Origin of the sequence: Vibrio nigripulchritudo ATCC 27043 (genome assembly GCF_000222685.1) — a bacterium.
In the GTDB taxonomy this organism is placed as follows: Bacteria; Pseudomonadota; Gammaproteobacteria; order Enterobacterales; family Vibrionaceae; genus Vibrio; species Vibrio nigripulchritudo.
On record NZ_AFWJ01000168.1, the window covers coordinates 1 to 19,314 of the forward strand.

14 protein-coding genes are annotated in these 19,314 nt (G+C 47.6%); 8 read left to right on the top strand and 6 right to left on the bottom strand.

Annotated elements, in window-relative coordinates; translation table 11 throughout:
* The coding region (locus tag RH89_RS13935; RefSeq protein WP_004402985.1) for an O-methyltransferase at positions 1-823 on the bottom strand (823 nt) is incomplete at its 3' end.
* A gap of 480 nt (positions 824-1,303) precedes the next feature.
* Here RH89_RS13935 and recC point away from each other — a divergent pair.
* The 3 genes from recC to recD all read left to right on the top strand — a co-directional run bounded on the left by recC (position 1,304) and on the right by recD (position 10,686).
* Positions 1,304-4,765, top strand: a complete 3,462-nt coding sequence (gene recC / locus RH89_RS13945) for an exodeoxyribonuclease V subunit gamma (RefSeq protein WP_004402989.1) — start codon at positions 1,304-1,306, stop codon at positions 4,763-4,765.
* A gap of 235 nt (positions 4,766-5,000) precedes the next feature.
* On the top strand, positions 5,001-8,630 hold the full coding sequence (recB, locus tag RH89_RS13950) for an exodeoxyribonuclease V subunit beta (RefSeq protein ID WP_004402992.1): 3,630 nt from the start codon (positions 5,001-5,003) through the stop codon (positions 8,628-8,630).
* Positions 8,617-10,686, top strand: coding sequence for an exodeoxyribonuclease V subunit alpha (gene recD, locus RH89_RS13955; RefSeq protein ID WP_004402994.1), 2,070 nt, complete (start codon positions 8,617-8,619; stop codon positions 10,684-10,686). The genes recB and recD overlap by 14 nt, the downstream gene beginning before the upstream one ends.
* 56 nt (positions 10,687-10,742) lie before the next feature.
* Here the strand turns inward: recD and RH89_RS29920 are convergent, their stop codons facing one another.
* Together RH89_RS29920 and argA are read right to left on the bottom strand one after the other, a co-directional pair.
* Positions 10,743-10,943, bottom strand: coding sequence for an exonuclease V subunit gamma (locus RH89_RS29920; RefSeq protein WP_153286226.1), 201 nt, complete (start codon positions 10,941-10,943; stop codon positions 10,743-10,745).
* Between the two features lie 326 nt (positions 10,944-11,269).
* Positions 11,270-12,607 (bottom strand): amino-acid N-acetyltransferase, encoded by a 1,338-nt coding sequence (argA, locus tag RH89_RS13965; RefSeq protein ID WP_004402996.1) that lies wholly within the window; start codon positions 12,605-12,607, stop codon positions 11,270-11,272.
* 239 nt (positions 12,608-12,846) lie between these two features.
* On the opposite strand from argA, the gene RH89_RS28725 reads away from it, so the two are divergent.
* The 4 genes from RH89_RS28725 (at position 12,847) to csdE (ending at position 15,906) form a co-directional block, all read left to right on the top strand.
* Entirely contained in the window at positions 12,847-13,281 is a 435-nt protein-coding gene (locus tag RH89_RS28725) for a DUF2850 domain-containing protein (RefSeq protein WP_004402997.1), read from the top strand.
* 70 nt (positions 13,282-13,351) lie between these two features.
* On the top strand, positions 13,352-14,455 hold the full coding sequence (mltA, locus tag RH89_RS13975) for a murein transglycosylase A (RefSeq protein WP_004402998.1): 1,104 nt from the start codon (positions 13,352-13,354) through the stop codon (positions 14,453-14,455).
* Positions 14,456-14,538: 83 nt separating this feature from the next.
* On the top strand, positions 14,539-15,354 hold the full coding sequence (gene tcdA / locus RH89_RS13980; RefSeq protein WP_004402999.1) for a tRNA cyclic N6-threonylcarbamoyladenosine(37) synthase TcdA: 816 nt from the start codon (positions 14,539-14,541) through the stop codon (positions 15,352-15,354).
* A 123-nt stretch (positions 15,355-15,477) separates the two neighbouring features.
* Positions 15,478-15,906 (top strand): cysteine desulfurase sulfur acceptor subunit CsdE, encoded by a 429-nt coding sequence (gene csdE / locus RH89_RS13985; protein ID WP_004403000.1) that lies wholly within the window; start codon positions 15,478-15,480, stop codon positions 15,904-15,906.
* A 33-nt stretch (positions 15,907-15,939) separates the two neighbouring features.
* On the opposite strand, the gene RH89_RS13990 is transcribed toward csdE, so the two are convergent.
* The 3 genes from RH89_RS13990 to RH89_RS14000 all read right to left on the bottom strand — a co-directional run bounded on the left by RH89_RS13990 (position 15,940) and on the right by RH89_RS14000 (position 18,349).
* A complete protein-coding gene (locus RH89_RS13990; protein WP_004403002.1) occupies positions 15,940-16,536 on the bottom strand; it encodes a DJ-1 family glyoxalase III in 597 nt (198 codons plus the stop codon).
* Complete coding sequence (panE, locus tag RH89_RS13995; RefSeq protein WP_004403004.1) at positions 16,533-17,426, bottom strand: 2-dehydropantoate 2-reductase; 894 nt, start codon at positions 17,424-17,426, stop codon at positions 16,533-16,535. Before panE ends, RH89_RS13990 begins: the two co-directional genes overlap by 4 nt.
* Positions 17,427-17,575: 149 nt before the next feature.
* A complete protein-coding gene (locus RH89_RS14000) occupies positions 17,576-18,349 on the bottom strand; it encodes an outer membrane protein OmpK (protein ID WP_004403006.1) in 774 nt (257 codons plus the stop codon).
* Between the two features lie 378 nt (positions 18,350-18,727).
* On the opposite strand from RH89_RS14000, the gene RH89_RS14005 reads away from it, so the two are divergent.
* Positions 18,728-19,303 carry an LON peptidase substrate-binding domain-containing protein gene (locus RH89_RS14005; protein WP_022591699.1) on the top strand — a complete coding sequence of 192 codons (576 nt, stop codon included), beginning with the start codon at positions 18,728-18,730 and terminating at the stop codon, positions 19,301-19,303.
* The last annotated feature ends 11 nt before the right edge of the window (positions 19,304-19,314 follow it).

Below are 19,314 nucleotides of genomic sequence, written 5' to 3' on the forward strand. Positions count from 1 at the left end.
TGCCTATTTCGTGCAAGTCAATCGACACGGCAACACGTGGATCGTTCTCTATCTTATCCCAAGCGTTTCGCATCCCCGGTGACCAGTTGATGTCATCAAACACCACCATGGCTTCATCAGAAAGATAGGGGACCGCAATATTGAAGTACCGAATCACAGCGTCGTGGTCGTGGTGCCCGTCATTAAAAAGAAAATCTACCTGTTTGGCATCACCCAGAACGGCTTCAAGCGTTGTGTGAAAAGGTCCAGTGATAACCGAGGTATTATCGAGTTCCATCTGGTTTAAAGTCTGGCGGGCTATGTCAGCCACTTCCGGTGAGCCTTCAAGCGTTACTAACATGCCTTGGTTGTTTAACCTAAGGGCTGTGGCTTGATAGCTGGCGGATATGCCGACACAGGAGCCCAGTTCAACACATCGGATAGGGTGCAGGTTTTGAATCAACTTGAACAAGAAAGAACACCAGAACTCAGGTTTACTTGAACGGCAGACTTTATTGATGGTCGATGAGGACTTCACCCCCTTGTCCATTTCTTCGAGGCTACGTCGATCTGAGGGGCGACCCGCGCCATAGTCAACGACTACGATTTCTGAATGCATATTGAGCAGAGTGTTTCTCCTCTGTTCAATTCTACCCATCAATTCACACTCCTGTTCTGAAGCAACATCGTGTAATGCATCGTGAAGAGCATTTCCAACGGCTTGGACAGAAGTCAGTTTGTGAGACGTGAGGTACTGGAGCGACGATTTTGCACGATAGCGCTTCACCTGATGAACTGGGTATTTCATCCATTTTTTAACGGCTCTTGCCACTTGATTTGGCATATCTTACCTTTTTCTTTTTACAACAATGCCTACCCAAGGTTTGCAGCAAATGAGCAAGTGCAGTAGGCATAAAAAAATACAAGGTATGCGCAAGACAAGTAGAGGTAATAAACCCAGTTCCAACCTAATCTGGATTTACATTAAAATTGCAGCGCATACTTTCGGCAGATCTCCTCCCAACCATGTTCTAAACTTCACCATGCTTCCATTAGAAGTCAAACTGAGCCACGTCATAAAAATGCAAAATCTCATCCATCAGAAAAGCACATCGATTTTTCGTCTGATGATGTGGAAATGGTCGAAAAATTGAGCTGTTTTTTATATTCCATAAGTTTTGCAATACTCTAGTTTCATAGCAGCTTGTGATCATAAAATGTGCGACGGCAGACAGGAATACGTCTGAGCGACGTTTTCAGTTCTGCGACAACAAACCTGTATGCTAATCTAGGCACTAATATCCACACCGCCGACGGACTCTTTGTGTTTACTGTCTACCATTCCAACCAGATTGAATTGCTTAAATCCTTGCTGGTTGAGCTCATAAAACTGTCTCCATTAGAAAACCCATTTGAAGCAGAACAAATCCTGGTACAAAGCCCGGGTATGTCCCAATGGCTGAAAATGGAACTGGCTAAAGAGTTTGGTGTAGCAGCAAACATCGATTTTCCTCTGCCAGCGACTTTCATTTGGGAATGCTTCACGCATGTGTTGCCAGACGTGCCTTCGCGCAGTGCGTTTAACAAAGAGGCCATGACGTGGAAATTGATGGACATTCTTCCAACCTTGCTCGATAAGCCCGATTTCTCGGCGCTGAACCGTTATCTGGAAGGGGATGAAGACCACGCTAAGCTTTTCCAGCTTTCGGAAAAGATTGCCGACATTTTTGACGGCTATTTAGTGTATCGACCAGAGTGGATTGCCACATGGGAGTCCGGTGAAGCGGTAGCCGAGATTGGCGAAGAACATCCGTGGCAGCCGATTTTATGGCAAGCGCTGTACGATAAAACCGTGTCACTGGGTCAGTCGCCGTATCACAGAGCAAACCTCTACGAGCACTTTATCGACGCTCTGGCACATACAACACCAAATTTGGAGGAGCTGCCAAAGCGCCTGTTTGTATTTGGCATTTCATCACTGCCGCCGCGCTATATGGACGCACTCAAAGCACTTGGCGAACACATTGATGTCCACCTGATGTTCACTAACCCATGCCGATACTACTGGGGAGAAGTGCGAGACAGAAAGTACCTCGCCAAGCTGGCGGCTCGCCATCGTAAGCACGTGGAGTGGAAACAAGACCACTCAGAAGCACACGGAGTATCCGATCAGCTCAAAGGCGACCTGGAAGATAATGTGATTGATGAACTGCACACCGATGTGGTGGGCAACAGTTTACTGGCCTCGATGGGTAAGCTAGGTCGAGACAACATGTATTTGCTGTCTCAGCTAGAAGCCCATGAAGTGGAAGCCTTTGTCGATGTAGACCGCGACAGCATTCTGCATCAGCTTCAGGCAGACATTCTGAACCTAGAAGAACATCAGAAAGACGACGAGTTAGAGACCAGCAAGCACAAGCAAGTGGTTCAGCTAGGGGATAAATCTCTGTCTGTACACGCCTGCCATAGCCCGATGCGCGAAGTGGAAGTGTTACACGACCAACTGCTCGCGATGTTTGATGCCGATACTAACCTCAAACCTCGCGACATTATTGTCATGGTGGCGGACATCAATGCGTACAGCCCAGCCATTCAGGCGGTATTTGGTAATGCGCCGGGTGAACGTTTCATTCCCTATTCGATTTCCGACCGAACCGCGCAGGAAGAAAGCCCAGTACTCAATGCATTCATGCAATTGATGTTGCTGCCAGACAGCCGATTTCAAGCCTCTGAAATGCTGGAACTGCTTGAAGTACCAGCAATTATGGCGCGTTTCGGGTTAAACGAAGACCAGTTTGAGCGTGCCAAAATCTGGATTGAAGAAATTGGTGTTCGCTGGGGGCTGGACGAGCAAACCGCTGGGCAGTTTGAGCTGCCTCAACTGAATCAAAACACTTGGCTGTTTGGGATTCAGAGAATGCTCTTGGGTTACGCCATGCCAGAGAGTGCGGGTCTGTTCGAAGGGGAGCGTTCTATCGCTGCCTACAACGAGGTTCAGGGGATGGATGCCGAACTGGCTGGGAAGCTGGCGCATTACGTCGATACCCTGAATCAATTCCAGCGTCAGCTTAATGCCACACAAAGCGCGCAGGACTGGCATCGCATCATTAACGACATGTTAGACGCCTTCTTTAGCGTAGAGCTGGAAGGGGAAATGGCGCTGAAATCGATTCGGGATACGATGTCCCAGTTGCTTGAACAATTGAGCGATGCTGGCTACCAAGAGACGCTGTCACATACGGTATTGCAGCAATACCTGCACAACAAACTGTCGGGCACCCGAGTCAGCCAGCGTTTTCTTGCTGGGCAAGTGAACTTCTGTACCCTGATGCCGATGCGTTCTATTCCGTTTAAGTTGGTGTGTCTGCTTGGCATGAATGACGGGGCTTACCCGCGCTCTATGCCGCCGGAAGGTTTCGACTTGATGAACAACCGAGCGAGACCGGGTGACCGTTCCCGCCGTGACGACGATCGTTATCTGTTCCTCGAAGCCTTACTGTCTGCGCAGCAGTCTTTGTACATCAGCTATGTTGGGCGATCCATTCAGGACAACACAGAAAAAGTGCCTTCTGTGCTGGTTTCTGAACTGCTCGAATACTGCCACCAGAACTACTGTCTTGAAGACGATCTGTCTCTTGGGGTGGATGCCTCAGGCGACAAACTTTTAGACTCTCTCATTCATATTCACCCCATGGTGCCGTTCAGTCCAGACGCATTTAGCGGAGAAGATAAAAGTTACGCCAGAGAGTGGCTGCCCAGCGTAAATCGCCTCGGCGCAAGATCAGGGGCATTTGAGCAGCCATTGGACGACTATCTCACTGAAATGACGACGCCTTATCAGTTGGATCTCGTTGAGCTCCAACGTTTCTGGCGTCTGCCTGTTCAGTACTTCTTTAATCGTCGCCTGAAAGTTTTCTTTGAACCACCAATGGCAACAATGGAAAACGACGAACCGTTTACCTTGGGGGGATTGCAGAGCTACAAGATGCGCGACGAGCTGGTCGATACTTTGCTCCAATGCCGTTTAAACGGTGAGCCAGAAGAGCCCGTATTGCATCGCTATATGGAGCAGCAACGCGCCAAAGGTTTATTGCCAGTGGGTGCGTTTGGCGAGCTCGAGTTTGCTGCCAATCGGGAACAAACTGACGCCATGGTCAATGTGCTTTACCCGTTAACCGGAAAGCCGTTAGAAGACAGCGAAGTTCGCCTTGAACTGAGTGTAGAGGGAGAACCTTGTGAACTTACAGGCTGGCTAACTCAGCGCTATCAGTCTGGCTTACTTCGTTATCGTAGCGGAAAAATTCGTGCACAGGACTGGTTAGCTGCCTGGATTGATCACCTTTGTTTGGCAGCCATGGGGCAAAGCAGTCGAACTCATCTCATTGGCTATGACAAAAAAGAAGGTGTGGTGCATTGGGTTATTTCACCACTGGCAGGTTCAATTGAAGACAATGCCAGCCAAGCCAAAATGATGCTTCAAGAGTTGGTGAGGCTGTTTTATCAAGGAATGAATCAGCCGTTGGCATACTTCCCCAAAGCCGCATTGGCGGGTGTCCAAGCATGCATCAACAAAGCGGGTGAGTGGGTTGATGATGAAGAAGCTGCGTTCAAGAAAATGGCTGATGCTTTTAATGATGGTTATTTGTTCCCAGGTGAAGGTTCAGACCGATACATACAACGTATCTGGTCTTCATGGGATGACGATCTAGGAAAAGCGATCCGGTTAAATGCGAGTTTAGTATTACAAGCTGCAGTGTTAGCCACTCATGATGCGGAAGAAGGGTAAAACAGAAAAGAGAAAGTGTAGGGTGGTCGCCAGCAAATCGTTGTAATTTGTAGGGTGTTCGCTGTGCGACCACAGGGTCAGAGGTGACCACTAATTCTGTGGAGGGGATAGTACCCATGCGCTCTAGGCTTATCCGTGAGGAAGATCTCACCCTGTTTTATTTTGATCTTTAAAGGCAACTTATTGCTACAAAACAAGTGTTCGATCACAAATTATTAGGCGGAATCGACGAATTATGACTCATCAATCTGATACCCACTTGCAGCAAGCGATGGTTTTATCACCGATGGACTTCCCATTGCACGGGGCTAGGCTCATTGAGGCCTCTGCGGGAACCGGTAAAACTTTCACCATTGCAGGTTTGTATCTTCGTTTACTTCTTGGTCATGGCAATGGTGCCACTTCACACCCTTGTCCGTTAACCGTCGATCAAATTCTGGTAGTGACTTTTACCGAAGCGGCGACTGCTGAGCTTCGAGATCGTATTCGTGCGCGTATCCATGATGCACGTCTGGCGTTTTCCCGAGCGGATGCATCACCAGAAAATCGCAGTAGTGATCCGGTGATCGCCCCTTTGTTGGATGCCATTTCTGATCACAAAGAAGCCGCCAAGATCCTGCTTCAAGCCGAACGCCAGATGGACGAAGCCGCCATCTATACGATTCATGGCTTTTGCCAACGCATGCTGACTCAAAATGCCTTTGAATCTGGCAGTCGTTTTAATAACGAGTTTGTGACCGATGAAACCCAACTGAAATCGCAGGTGGTAGCGGATTATTGGCGAAGACAGTTCTACCCATTGCCAATTCAACTGGCAGCGGAAATCTGCAAAATCTGGGCATCCCCTGCTGCGCTGCTTGCCGATGTTTCTCGATATCTGACTGGTGCGAACATTGAGCTTACAGTTGCCCCTTTGTCGACCAACATTGCCGATCTCCATCAGCAGAATCTGGTCAGAATTGATGAGCTCAAAGCTAAGTGGATTGAATCCCAAGCGGATTTCCATGACCTGATCGCCAATTCCGACATCAACAAACGCAGCTACACCAAAAAGTCACTGCCCACCTGGCTTGAGCAGGTGAATGCCTGGGCAGCGAGCCCAACGGTTGATTACGCCTTTCCAGACAAGTTGGAGCGATTTAGCCAAGCAGCGTTGAACGAGAAAACTCCGAAAGGAACGCCACCCTGTCATCCCGTTTTTGACGCTGTAGAGGCGTTTCTTACTAATTCGGTTTCGCTGCGAGACCCTATTCTGGCGCATGCGATTTCAGAATGCCGCGTATTACTCGCCAAGGCTAAGCAAAGAAAGAATTGGCTCTCTTTCGATGACTTACTGACTCAACTTTCTGCCGCATTGGATTTAGACGAAGAGGATCTATTGGCTGAGCGCATTCGGTCGCTGTATCCCGTTGCCATGATCGACGAGTTTCAGGATACCGATCCACTGCAATACAAGATCTTTAGCCGGATTTATGTCGGGCAGCCAGAGAAAGGGCTCTTTATGATTGGAGACCCGAAGCAGGCGATCTACGGGTTTCGCGGTGCAGACATTTTCACTTACATCAAAGCCCGAAATGAAGTGACCGACCACTACACCTTGGACACCAACTGGCGTTCGAGCGCCGATGTGGTGACGTCGGTCAACCGTCTGTTTGAGTTTTGTGATGCCCCGTTTTTGTATGACGACGACATCCCTTTCAGACCAGTAAGGTTCAGCCCCAAAGCGCAAAGCAGTCACTGGGTTTTACATGGCAACCAACAAAAAGCGGTCACGTTCTGGCTTCATGAAGATGAAGCCGGCAAACCAGTGACCAAAGGGGATTACCTGTCGGTCATGTCGGAGGCAACCGCCAGCCAGATTCAGACGGTGTTAACCGCATCCGATAACCAGCAAGCGTGGTTTGAAAAAGACGGACAGGCGCATCCCGTGCAGGCAGGCGATATTGCCGTCTTGGTGAGAACGGGCGCGGAAGGTCGGCGAATCAAAGAGGCTCTGGCAAAACAAGGCATTGCCAGTGTGTATCTGTCGAACCGTGACAGCGTGTTTGACAGCCATGTCGCCGCCGATGTTCAGCGGCTACTGCAAGCCGTTCTAACCCCAGAGCAGGACAAAGCGCTGCGAGCGTGTTTGGCGTCGGCGTTGTTTGCGATGAATGCCCGAGAGTTGGACGCGCTGAATAACGACGAAATGCTGTGGGAAAACACGGTGAACGAGTTTCGGGAGTACCGCAAGCTGTGGCAACAGCGCGGTGTCATGCCCATGATTCGCTCCGTGATGGCAAAGCGAGCCATTGCCGAGAGGTTACTGGAAGAAGACGAAGGCGAGCGAGTGATCACCGATTTGTTGCACATTGGTGAGTTGTTGCAGCAGGCGAGTTTGTCTTTGGAAAGTGATCATGGATTGCTGCGCTGGCTATCAGAAACCATCAGCGATGTGCAATCTGGTTTGGCGGGTGGTAGCGATGAGCAGATTCAACGTCTCGAATCCGAAAGAAATCTGGTGCAAATCGTCACCATTCATAAATCCAAAGGTCTGGAATACGACTTGGTTTTCCTGCCATTTGTGAGCAGCTATCGCGAAGCCAGTGAAGGCAAGTATTACGATGCAGAGCAGGATAAAACAGTCCTCGATATTACCAATAATTCAGACGCCATTGCTCTGGCAGACAAAGAGCGTTTAGCTGAAGATCTTCGTCTTATCTACGTAGCCCTGACCCGCGCCGTCTATGGCTGCTTTATTGGTATGACACCGATACGCAAAGGGCGAGCCACCAAAGGACCATCGGGGTTACATTTAAGTGCGATGGGGCATTTAGTGCAAAATGGCGAGGCTAAATTACCCGAAGAGCTGGCATCTTGCCTGTCACAAGTGGTGACGGGGTTTGACTGCATGGATATAGTGACGCCGCCTGAACTTCCAGATTCTGGCTATTCAGCAGCAGCTAAGGAAACGCAAGCTCTCACCGCGAATGAACTGCAACAGCAGATTGACCGATTCTGGCGTATCAGCAGTTATTCTGGGTTAGTGAAGCAATCCGGTCACGGTTCACACGATGCGAGTTTCGAAGTGGCGGGCTTTGATATTGACTCATTTGCGGAAGAAGACGAACACCTGTTAGAAGAGCAGGAGCGCAGTATTTTTAATTTCCCACGTGGTGCCAAGCCCGGTACGTTTTTACACACTCTGTTTGAAGAGGTGGTATTTAGCGAGCCAGCAGGCAGTGACACCAACCGAGAAACCATTTCGAAGCTAATAGAAATAGAGCAACTGGAGCCGGAATGGCAGCCCGTGTTGGAGCACTTGGTGGATACAGTGCTGAATACGCCTCTGGATGGGGAATCGCTTCGCCTTTCCAGCAAGCTGCCAAGTCAACTTCTGGTGGAAATGGAATTTCTGTTGCCGATTGATGTATTGATCGCTCCTTCATTTAACCAGTTGGCGCACCAACATGATGCTCTGTCCAAACAAGCAGGAGAGTTGGGCTTTCATACCTTAAAAGGCATGCTAAAAGGCTTTATTGACTTGGTGTTTGAGCATCAGGGTAAATACTACGTATTGGACTGGAAATCGAACCACCTTGGGGATTCCGTCGGTGATTATCACGGTGAAAACCTCAATAATGCCATGGCTGATCATCGCTACGATTTGCAGTACCAGATCTACGCACTGGCTCTGCACCGCTTCTTGAAAAGCCGCCTTGCCAACTACGACTACGATCAGCATTTTGGTGGGGTCTATTACCTGTTCCTCCGCGGTGTTGACGGGCAATCCGATCACGGCATATTTTCTGCCAAGCCAACTCAAACCTTCTTAGAACAATTCGACAAGCTTATTGACGGAGAAGCGATAGATGCAGATGCTTAAACTATTACAACAACTGACCGATCAAGGCATCGTAAGGCAATTGGATTATCAGTTTGCTCAGTTTATTGCGTCTCAGCAGCCAGAAAACGGTGAGAACATCCCCTTTCTGGCGGGGCTGGTCAGCGCCGAGTTAGGCAAAGGGCACATCTGTATCCCAATGGACAAAGTCGATTTGGTGACCTGCTTGGGGCTGTATGGTGAGCAAGCGGAAGCCATTCGCAACCAGTTTTCGGGTATTGACTGGCAGTCTGAATTGCACGCTTCTTCTTTGGTGGGAAAACCGGGTGACGCGAAACCGTTAATCCTTGATGGCGCGAATCTGTATTTGCATCGCTATTGGCACTATGAGACCTCACTTAGCCAGACATTAAAAAACCTGATGAGCCCGATCTCGCTTTCTAATGATCAAATCAATCGCTTGAAAACCACTTTAGATCATCTGTTTGCGCGCAGTTACCACTACCTATTCAGTGCCGTGACAAAAGCCGATCAAAGTTCGCAGGTACAGAGGCAACAATGGGTGTGCGATCATCTGGATGTAGTGGATTCCAATTCCTTAAATTGGGAGGCGATAGATAAGGTAATTACCCAGGCGAATAAGGTTACCGACTTAGAGGCTCTGAATGATTTGGTGCCTCAGTCGGCGTGCTTGAACTGGCAGAAAGTGGCAGCAGCGGTGGCATTGACCCGTCGCTTTGCGGTGATTTCAGGTGGACCGGGTACTGGTAAAACTACAACAGTGACTAAACTTTTGGCGGCGTTGGTTCAGCAAGGTTCAGATATTGGTGAAGTGCCCACCATAAAACTGGTTGCGCCAACCGGAAAGGCGGCGGCTCGTTTGACTGAATCGATTGGTAAAGCGGTTGATGCCCTGCCGGTCGAACCAGAAATCCGAGCCCGAATTCCTACCGAGTCCAGCACCATTCACCGCTTGCTGGGGGCAGTCCCCGGGCGTGCAGAATTTCGTCATCACAGCGAGAACCCTCTTCATTTGGATATTCTGGTGGTCGATGAAGCCTCGATGGTCGACCTATCCATGATGCATAAATTGGTGCAAGCTTTGCCACCGCAGGCAAGATTGATTCTGCTAGGCGATAAAGACCAGCTCGCCTCGGTAGAGGCAGGGGCAGTTCTGGGCGACATCTGTGATTTCAGTGATCAACATATGAGCGCGAATCAAAGCCAGCAGATATCTGCACTGACTGGTTTTTCGGCGATAGCACAATATGTATCCACTCAAGCCCCAGCCATTGTCGACTGCTTGTGTATGCTGCAAAAAAGCTATCGATTCGATGCTCGTTCGGGCATTGGGCAATTGGCGAAAGCCATAAATTCGGGGCAGCCGATCCAAGTTGAAAAAGTGTGGAACCAAGGGTTTGAAGACATTGCGCATCATGACTTGGATAAAGCCGTCTACCAAACGATGCTAAATATGGCTGCCAAGGGTTATGACAGTTATCTCCAAGCTGTCACAAGACCGTTGAACCACGATGAAACGCCTTCGTTGAAAGCCAGAGAGGTTTTGAAGCTGTTTTCCCAATGTCGATTGCTTTGCGCGATACGTGAAGGGGATTTTGGTGTAACAGGGTTAAATACACGAATTGAGCAACTCTTGAGAAAGAAGGGAAAATTGCCCGCCACTGATGAGCTTTGGTATCCCGGACGCCCAGTTATGGTGACTCGGAATGATCACAGCTTAGGGTTGTATAACGGTGACATTGGCGTGTGTATGTTGGACGAGTCGGAAGAAACGCCAAGACTAAGGGTATATTTTGAGTTACCGGATGGCACGGTTAAAGGCGTACTTCCAAGCCGAGTTCCCGAACACGAAACCGCCTATGCGATGACGATTCACAAATCTCAGGGAAGTGAGTTCGAGCATACGATCATGGTGTTGCCACCCAATTACAGCCCAATTCTTACCCGCGAGTTGATTTATACCGGAATTACGCGTGCCAAGAAGCAGTTAGATCTGTTTGGTGATCGCGCGGTAATGAGTCGTGGGGTGAAAGTAAAAACGTTGAGAGCGAGTGGGTTAGCGAGTCGATTGGGTTAGGTATGTGGGATAGAGAAAGGCACCGTCCGTGGTAAGCATTTTAATTCTTAACGCGATTAGGCTTCATTCAGAGCCAGAAAGCGGAACAAATCTTTGGTGCTAACATCTTCTTCAATTTTGGTGCTAAAGACATCAGAAAAAGAAATGTTCTTAATATTACAGCGGTTTTGATACGACATAATGTAACGCTTCATACTGCTGTTTACTGGAAACACGCAGTGAACGTCTCTGCCGTCTAAAAATTGGTTATCAGCCATATCCCAAAAGCTTTGGGCTGAGTTGCAAATTATGGTTCTCATTGAGTTTATGCTCGCAAGTTGTGGACTCTCGCTTCCTAGCATTTGACCCTAAATTAGAGGGAACCTCCGTGTGGCAGTGAATGTTTCTCAATGATCTGACGTTGTACTCGTAAAGAAACACTCATCTGAATTTGAACGCTGGAAAAGGTGACCCTCTCCAGCGGCGGTGATTGTACCAGCAGTTTTGCAGATGAAAAGTCAAAATTTAACCAATTTCATCGTTAATTTAGCAACCTATTATAAATCAGTTGCTTATAAATGAAGTTTTTTAGTATGAGGTTCTATTAAACAACTCTGAGCTGTAAAATCTTCGATCTTCTTTGGTAGTTATATAAATCCTGTTTTTCACCCGGGAGCGCGTCAATGCCGACTTCGGTGAATCCTTGCTCTCTGAACCAATGGATACTTCTTGTAGTAAGCACAAATAAGTTCTCTAAGCCTAGGGTTTTAGCCTGATTATAGATGTGCTTGAGCAGATGAACTCCGCGGTTGCCATCCCGATAATCTGGGTGGATAGCAACACACGCCATTTCAGCCGTTTTAGCTTCAATATAAGGGTAAAGCGCGGCGCAACCGATGATCATTCCGTCTTTTTCTATGATAGTGAACTGGTGGATCTCTTGCTCAAGCTGTTCGCGAGAGCGACGAACCAGTATTCCCTGTTCCTCAAGTGGACGAATCAAATCCAAGATCCCGCCGATGTCATCAATGTCAGCGCTTCGAACCTGCTCCGCACTGGCCATTACGATTTGCGTTCCGATACCATCCAGCGAGAACAATTCCTGCAAAATGGCGCCATCAAGTTTATAACTGACTAAGTGGCTTCTTGGCACGCCAGCTCGGCAAGCGGCTATTGCAGCTTTCAGGAAGCGAATGGAACCACGACGCCCATTTTCGTCACCTTCTTTCGACAATCTTTGTTGAAGGATCTCTTGAGCACCTTTAGGAAACAGCTCAGCAATAACGTCGCCTTTGTCGTCGATGATGCCCTGTTCTGAGCTGAATCCGATAAGTTTGTCGGCGTTGAGTTTGATGGCAACTTGTGTGGCGACTTCTTCAGAAAGTAAGTTAAAACTTTCGCCAGTAACCGAGCAGCCGATAGGACCAAGAAGCACAATGGAACCTTGCTGCAAAGTCCGATAAATGCCTTCGGTATCGATTCGGCGAATTCGCCCGCTGTGGCAGTAATCAATACCGTCATCTACGCCAATAGGTTGAGCAACAATGAAATTTCCGCTCACAACATTAAGTTGCGTACCTGCCATTGGGGTATTGTTTAAACTCATAGAAAGTCGGGCGGTAATGGCAAGTTGAAGCTGACCTGCTGCTTGCATGGCGACACTGAGTGCATCTTCATCTGTCACCCGTATTCCTTTGTGGTATGGCGTGTGGTGATCTTGTTTGTCCAGCAAGCGGTTTATCTGAGGTCGTGCGCCATGAACCAGTACAATTTTTACCCCCAGACTATGCAGTAGGGCAATGTCACTAATTATGTTACCGAAGTTCTGATCTTCAAATGCCTCACCACCGATCATGACCACCATGATTTTGCCACGGTGGGCATTGACATAAGGCGCGGATTGCCTGAATCCTTTTACCAGTGCTGTGCTTCTTATTTTCACTATAAAATCTGTCCGTGACTAAATATGCTAATTTTATGAGTAATTATTTTTGTATATTGACTCCTATTTGAGATTTGTTCAATGAAAATTTTCGAACTGTGCCAAATAAAGTCCATATGTTGAGTAAAATATGTATGGTATGGTTTAGACTGACTAATATGTCGTCGTTGGTTGGTCTTTCTGTGAAAGTTTTTGGGCTCGCCGTGGTATCTGTACACACTGTTTAGGAAGTAGAAGTGATGAGTAGTGCAATGAGCAAGCTCTGGCAGGGAGGTCGTCAGGATATGTCTTATTATCTGAAGGCGGGATTACTCTTAGGTACGCTAGTTGTCGGGGTTGGGGTTGGCTTATATCACGTCCTTAACCAGTACAATGCGGAGCAAAAAGAGTTGCGAAAGCACATCTACGGACACTGGGTCGAACAGAATGTCGCACCCTATATGCGAGACTCATACACCATTAAACAAGAAGGGGTGTACAGAGACGGTCGCTTAATCGCATCGGACTTCAGTTTTAATGGCAATGAGCTCAAATTCAGCAGTGGCGGCTCTAAGCATGAGTTCATCATCATCTCAGAGACATTCAAAAAAATGCGCCGCATTAAACCGGAGCATTACGAGTCTATTTTCCTCAATACTAATCCGCAGCCAGTTGTGTTAAATCCAAGCAATTAGACAGAGAGTGTATTGCTGATGGCGATATATTTTGCCATGCTGATACAAACCTTTATGTCTGGATGTCTTTGTGTTTAAAAAATTTCTTTGTTTTGGTGCAGTAGCAACGTTAGTGGGTTGTGCCGCCCCAACCGAGCGAGGTCAACAATACCTCGACGGTGAATTCTCTTCTGCGCTCAATCAAACCGAGCAAATCGAATCCAACAAACCTCGAAATTATCTGGCATTTAACGCCCAGGCAGAGCAAGTTCTTGTGAAGTCGCCTTCGATGTCACGAACTTTCCAGCCTTTATACGAGCAGCTATCCGCGTGGACACTCAACAGTGGCGATCCAAAAGAACTGGCTAATTACGGTATTCAGGCAGCGCAGCTTGGTGGTGGTGACGACAAAGGTAACGTGTTGTTTACTGGATACTTCTCTCCAGTAATTGAATTGCGCCATCAGCCGAATGACACGTTCAAATACCCTGTCTACAAAATGCCTACCTGTGAAGAGCAATGCCCAACACGAGCCGAAATTAACAGTGGTGTGCTTGAAGGAATGGGGCTTGAACTTGGCTATGCGGCAAATATGATTGACCCGTTTATTATGGAAGTGCAGGGCAGTGGTTTCGTGCATTTTGAAGACGACGATACTCTGGAATACTTTGCCTATGGCGGGAAAAACGGGCATCCGTACGTCAGCATTGGTAAGGTTCTGATTGAGAGAAATCAGATTCCACGAGAAAAAATGTCGCTTAAAGCAATCAAAGAATGGGTTCTCGCGCAGGAAGAAGAAGTCGTTCGTGAACTGCTTGAGCAAAATACCTCTTATGTTTTCTTTGAACCGAGACAGGCAGCTCCAGTAACGGGTACGGCAGGCATCCCACTGCTTCCTATGGCTTCGGTCGCTGGTGACAGAAGACTCTTTCCAATGGGCACCCCCATTTTGGCAGAAGTTCCTTTGCTAAACGCCGATGGCACATTCAGTGGAGCGCATGAGTTGCGTCTTTTAATTGTTTTGGATACTGGCGGTGCAGTGAAACAAAACCACCTCGACCTTTATCACGGTATGGGGCCAAGAGCCGGAACTCAGGCAGGTCACTACAAGCATTTTGGTCGGGTTTGGAAATTAGGTTTAGAAGCATCCGCGACGCAATCACCTTGGGCACTGCCACCTGAAAAGCGCGATTAAACGTGTAGGCTAGACTTTTTGATGAAGAGTGCGTATAAATCGCACTCTTTCTTTTTGAACTCAATTTTGCACAAGGCGACATCATGCAAGACAACCTTCCTCCAGCATCCGAGCAGTACGATCAGCGATTTGGTGGTACAAGGCGTTTATATGGAAACTCCGAAGTGGAGATCCTCCGAGCGTCGCATGTGTGTGTCGTTGGAATTGGTGGTGTGGGTTCCTGGGCGGTAGAAGCATTAGCCAGAACGGGGATCGGAGAGCTGACCCTGATCGATATGGATGATGTGTGTGTCACCAATATTAATCGTCAGATCCATGCCTTGAATGGTACGGTTGGTCAAAGCAAGATTGAAGTGATGGCAGAGAGAGTAAAGCTGATTAACCCTGAATGTAAGGTTAATCTGATTGACGACTTTATCTCACCAGACAATTTGAAAGAATACATCAGCAAAGACTTTGACTATGTATTGGATGCCATCGACAGCGTCAAAGCAAAGGCTGCCTTGCTGGCGTTCTGCCGCAGCAATAAAATCAAAGTAGTAACGACAGGCGGTGCTGGTGGTCAGGTAGATCCGACGCAAATTCAGGTCGCGGACTTAACCAAAACCATTCAGGATCCGCTGGCAAAGAAAATCAAAGACACATTGCGTCGTCACCATAACTTCCCGAAGAACCCACAGCGAAAGTTTGGTATTGAATGTGTATTCTCTACTGAACAATTGAAGTACCCACAAGCAGACGGCAGTGTTTGTGCTACCAAATCGACAGCAGAAGGACCAAAACGTATGGACTGCGCCAGCGGTTTTGGTGCGGCAACGGTAGTGACCGCCACCTTTGGCTTTGTTGCCGTATCACGAGTCGTTGAGAAGCTGATTCAGCGCGGGCTGAAGAAGTCTTAAGATAATCCATCTGAAGTCGCCCGACACAAATGTTGGGCTTTTTTATGCCAGTAATCCGTGGGCAACTGGTGGTGAAAGTGGGTATAATCCCCGCCAGTTAATATTCAAAACCTAATCAGAATAATGAGCAATTTCCCTTCATCCCCATTTGGCACCGACATTTCTAGCGAGCAGATTGCTGAAACCATGCAAGGTTTTAAAAGCTGGGAAGACCGTTACCGACAGGTCATTCAGTGGGGTAAGAAACTGCCCGATATGCCGGAAGACCTGAAAGCCGATACTGTGACTATTTCTGGTTGTGAAAGCCAGGTTTGGTTTGTTGTAGAAAAGGTGGGTGAGCAGTGGCATTTTTGTGCCGACTCTGATGCCCGAATTGTACGTGGTTTGATAGCGATAGTGCTCGCTGCCTACGAAGGCAAAACCTCAGAGCAGATTCAGAGTTTTGATATCGACGCTTACTTCGAAGTGACAGGTTTGTTTACTCACCTGAGCCCCTCCCGAGGTAATGGTCTGAAAGCCATTGTTAAGCACATTCAAACCATTACTCGTTAAGCTTTTATTTTCTATCCTGAAATGGATTAGGCGTTACTTACCCATTTCGTGGAAATGAAGTTGTGGAACCGGAACCATAGGTTCAGCGACACTCCAGGCATGCGGTTTACCAGAAAGCCGAATGACGATTTCCATCGCAAATTCCAATGCGCTACCAGGTCCCTGGCTGGTAATGAGCTTGTGTATCACGTCTGTTACTACACGCTTAACTCGCCACTGTGCCTCTGGAATGTGTTTTTCAAAACTAGGGTGACAGGTCATGATGGCTTCTGGGTACAAGTCGTGTGTTTGAAGGACTAAAGCGGGAGCTGCACATATTGCCGCCATCCAACGTCTTTCATACATGTGCTGCTTGAGCATCTCGATCAGAAGCACGCTGTCGCGGAAAGTTTCTGAGCCGGGCACGCCTCCTGGTAAAGCGATCACATCAAACTGCTCATCCGCCACTTCGACTAATTTGCAGTCCGCCGTTAGAATAACACCTCGAGATGCTTTCATGGTGAGCGAGCCTTCAGGGTCGACGCTGGCAATCGTCACATCGTAGCCAGCGCGCACCATGATATCGATGATGGTAACCGCTTCCATTTCTTCGGTACCCGGTGCGATCGGGACCAGTACTTTAAAACTCATGATGAACTCCAGCTTTGTTCGATTCTTTGTATTTCATCCAGTAAAGATTGGTTTACTGGAGTCGGAATACCGTGCAGTCTGGCTTTGCTGACTACGTATCCCGTTATAAATTCTATCTCAGTCTTGCGTTGATAAAACACATCTTGTTGCATTGAAGAGTGATTTTTCGCTGTGGCATTTATGACTAAATCGACTTTGTTCCGAAGGTCGGAATAGTTCGCTTCTTGCTGCTCAGCCTTCATAACACGCGCCACTTCTTTGACTATGGCATCTAATGTTGAATGATATTTCTCCTGAGCCAGATCTCCGTTCAAACACTGCTCTATGGCGGTCAATGGATTGATGGCACAGTTGATGGCGAGCTTGTCCCACAAGGCTTGTTGAATATCAGGGTTCCAACTCACTTCTGGCATTGCGTGATTGAGGACTTCTGCTAAAAAGTCGCAGTGACAGCCTTTGGTATTAACACCACCAAGCTGGGTCATGCCGTGACCTGTGTGCTGAACCTGATTCGCTGATGGCTTGTAAGCGGCTTGCGTTGTCGTGCCAAGCACTACCGGGAAATCTTTAATACGCTCTGATATCGCGTCAACCGCCCCCATTCCATTGTGCATAAATAGCAGAATGGTGTCGGTGCTCAGTTTCGGCAGAATTGGGGCAATTGCTTCTTCTACCTGCCAGGCTTTGACAGTGATCAGGATGAGATCGGCGTTTGCCAGATCGTTATCGTCGTTGCTGCGAAACTCGATAGGAGCCTGTTTGTCTTTGGCAAGGTGCAGCGTTGAAGCAGTGCAACTGCGACTCCAAAGAGACACATTATGCCCAGCGTCGTGCAGGGACGTTGCCCACAACGCACCAACAGCCCCAGGACCAAGAATGGTAATGTTCAAACTGAAATGCCTTACAGAGAGAAAGTTGCAGCAAGGATAGCGAGAGCAGGAAAAGATGCAATATCTGGCGGGGTTTCTTTGAGTTCGAATATATATTCAAACAAAAATGGCGCTAAAAAGCGCCACTTATTAAATTACAGGACTTCGATTTAGAAGTTGTACTGTACGCGGTAGATTAGAGCATCACCGTAATCACGACCGTCGTTAAACTCGCTCTTCACGCCCAGTTTGTTCTGGAAGTAACGGTAAGTCAGAGCGGTAGAGAAGTTGTCTGTTACGTGCCAGAAAAGGATAGCTGCGCCGTTCAGACCGGTTTTGCTGCCTTGGTCTTCAGCGTAAGCTTCTGCGCGATCAAATTCGATTTCGTTCCAGTTGACCAAAGCAAAGTTCTGACCGAAAGCTTCAAAGTTGTAGCCTGCAGACCAGCCCGCCATGTAACCGTTGTTGCCGTTGTAACGGAACTCAGATCCAAAGTTAGACCAAGCGTTTACCTGATGAACACCTACCCAAGGTTTGAACCACCAGTCTTCGCCAGTCAGTTTTGTGTAACCAACACCCAGAACACGATTCTGCTCACTTTGTGCAGAGTTATCGTGGTTGTAAACTTGCGCGTAAAGACTCGCACCAGATTCACCTAGATAAACATGAGCCTGACCTTTTAGAGAGGCTTTGCGATCTTCTGCAGACTTTTCGATGCTCTCGTAATCGTAGAAACCGTATAGCTCACCCCAGCTAAAACCTGCACCACCTTCAATACCCAGAACAAACTGGTTGCGGTTTGCAGCACCTTCAATTGCCTGTGGTCCGTGATCCCAGCTTTGGTGATCAAGGTAAACGCCACCGAATCCGTATAGATATTCTGCTTGAGCTGGAACAGCAACCGCTGCTGTCGCGAGGCTAAGTGCTAAAAATGACTTGCGCATGGTTCTTCTCTCTTAGTTGAATTGAAACGATCTCAATCCATGATCTGTAAATCCGATGCAGCGCATTCTATATATTTACTTCTCATTTGGAAGTGCAAAGAAATGAAAATAGAAAACGATTGCGTGACTTTGATCACGTAATTGATCTTATTTGTTAACTTTGTCAATTAGGTGCAATATTAATCAGCGTTTTCTTAATGACAAAATTGTTAATTTGGGAAAAACGTTTTCGTTCTTACTTTCAACAGAGTTGGGAATGCAGATATTTCTTAGCTGAAACATCCGTGGTGCCTGCATTTGTGCGGTAAATGGAAAAGAGTGGTGATCGTGATATTGGAAGTTCTCGTAAACCCAAAACATAAAGATAAGGAAGCGAGCATGTCACTCATTACTAAAATATTTCCCTTGAGTTCGGTTGTTTTGCCAGAAGGCAAAATGAACTTGAGGATTTTTGAGCCCAGATATAAACGTCTGGTTAAAGAATGTTGTCAAAACGGAGAGGGGTTCGTGATTTGTTTGGTCTCAGACAGCAACGACACTTCTCCACATAACATCTCTCAGATAGGCACTCTGGTAGAAATCGTTGATTTCGAAACGCTGGACGATGGTTTACTGGGCATAACTGTGTACGGAAAGCAGCGTATCAGGGTTAAACGAGTGTGGTCAGAACATGATGGGTTGAGAGTGGGAGAAATTGAACACCTTCCAAACTGGCAGACTCACAGTTTCGGAGAGAGTTCAGAGCACGTAGCCAAGCAACTACAGGAAGTGTATCAGCAGTTTCCCCAAGTGAAAAAGCTCTACGAACAGTGCTTCTTTGATGATGCCACATGGGTGAGTCAACGCTGGCTCGAGTTGTTACCTATCAATCAATCCAAATTCGATCTGTTGGTGTCGCAAGATTCATGCATTGCCACGTTAGATTTTTTATCGGATGCCATAGACAGTAAATAAGTGATCTTTTT

Excerpts from the sequence above, each read along its gene's own strand:
- csdE (WP_004403000.1), top strand. The coding sequence starts at position 15,478 with ATGAGCAATTTCCCTTCATCCCCATTTGGCACCGACATTTCTAGCGAG.
- RH89_RS29920 (WP_153286226.1), bottom strand. The coding sequence starts at position 10,943 with ATGGCTGATAACCAATTTTTAGACGGCAGAGACGTTCACTGCGTGTTT.
- tcdA (WP_004402999.1), top strand. The coding sequence starts at position 14,539 with ATGCAAGACAACCTTCCTCCAGCATCCGAGCAGTACGATCAGCGATTT.
- recB (WP_004402992.1), top strand. The coding sequence starts at position 5,001 with ATGACTCATCAATCTGATACCCACTTGCAGCAAGCGATGGTTTTATCA.
- RH89_RS14005 (WP_022591699.1), top strand. The coding sequence starts at position 18,728 with ATGTCACTCATTACTAAAATATTTCCCTTGAGTTCGGTTGTTTTGCCA.
- RH89_RS28725 (WP_004402997.1), top strand. The coding sequence starts at position 12,847 with ATGAGTAGTGCAATGAGCAAGCTCTGGCAGGGAGGTCGTCAGGATATG.
- recD (WP_004402994.1), top strand. The coding sequence starts at position 8,617 with ATGCAGATGCTTAAACTATTACAACAACTGACCGATCAAGGCATCGTA.
- RH89_RS13990 (WP_004403002.1), bottom strand. The coding sequence starts at position 16,536 with ATGAGTTTTAAAGTACTGGTCCCGATCGCACCGGGTACCGAAGAAATG.
- RH89_RS14000 (WP_004403006.1), bottom strand. The coding sequence starts at position 18,349 with ATGCGCAAGTCATTTTTAGCACTTAGCCTCGCGACAGCAGCGGTTGCT.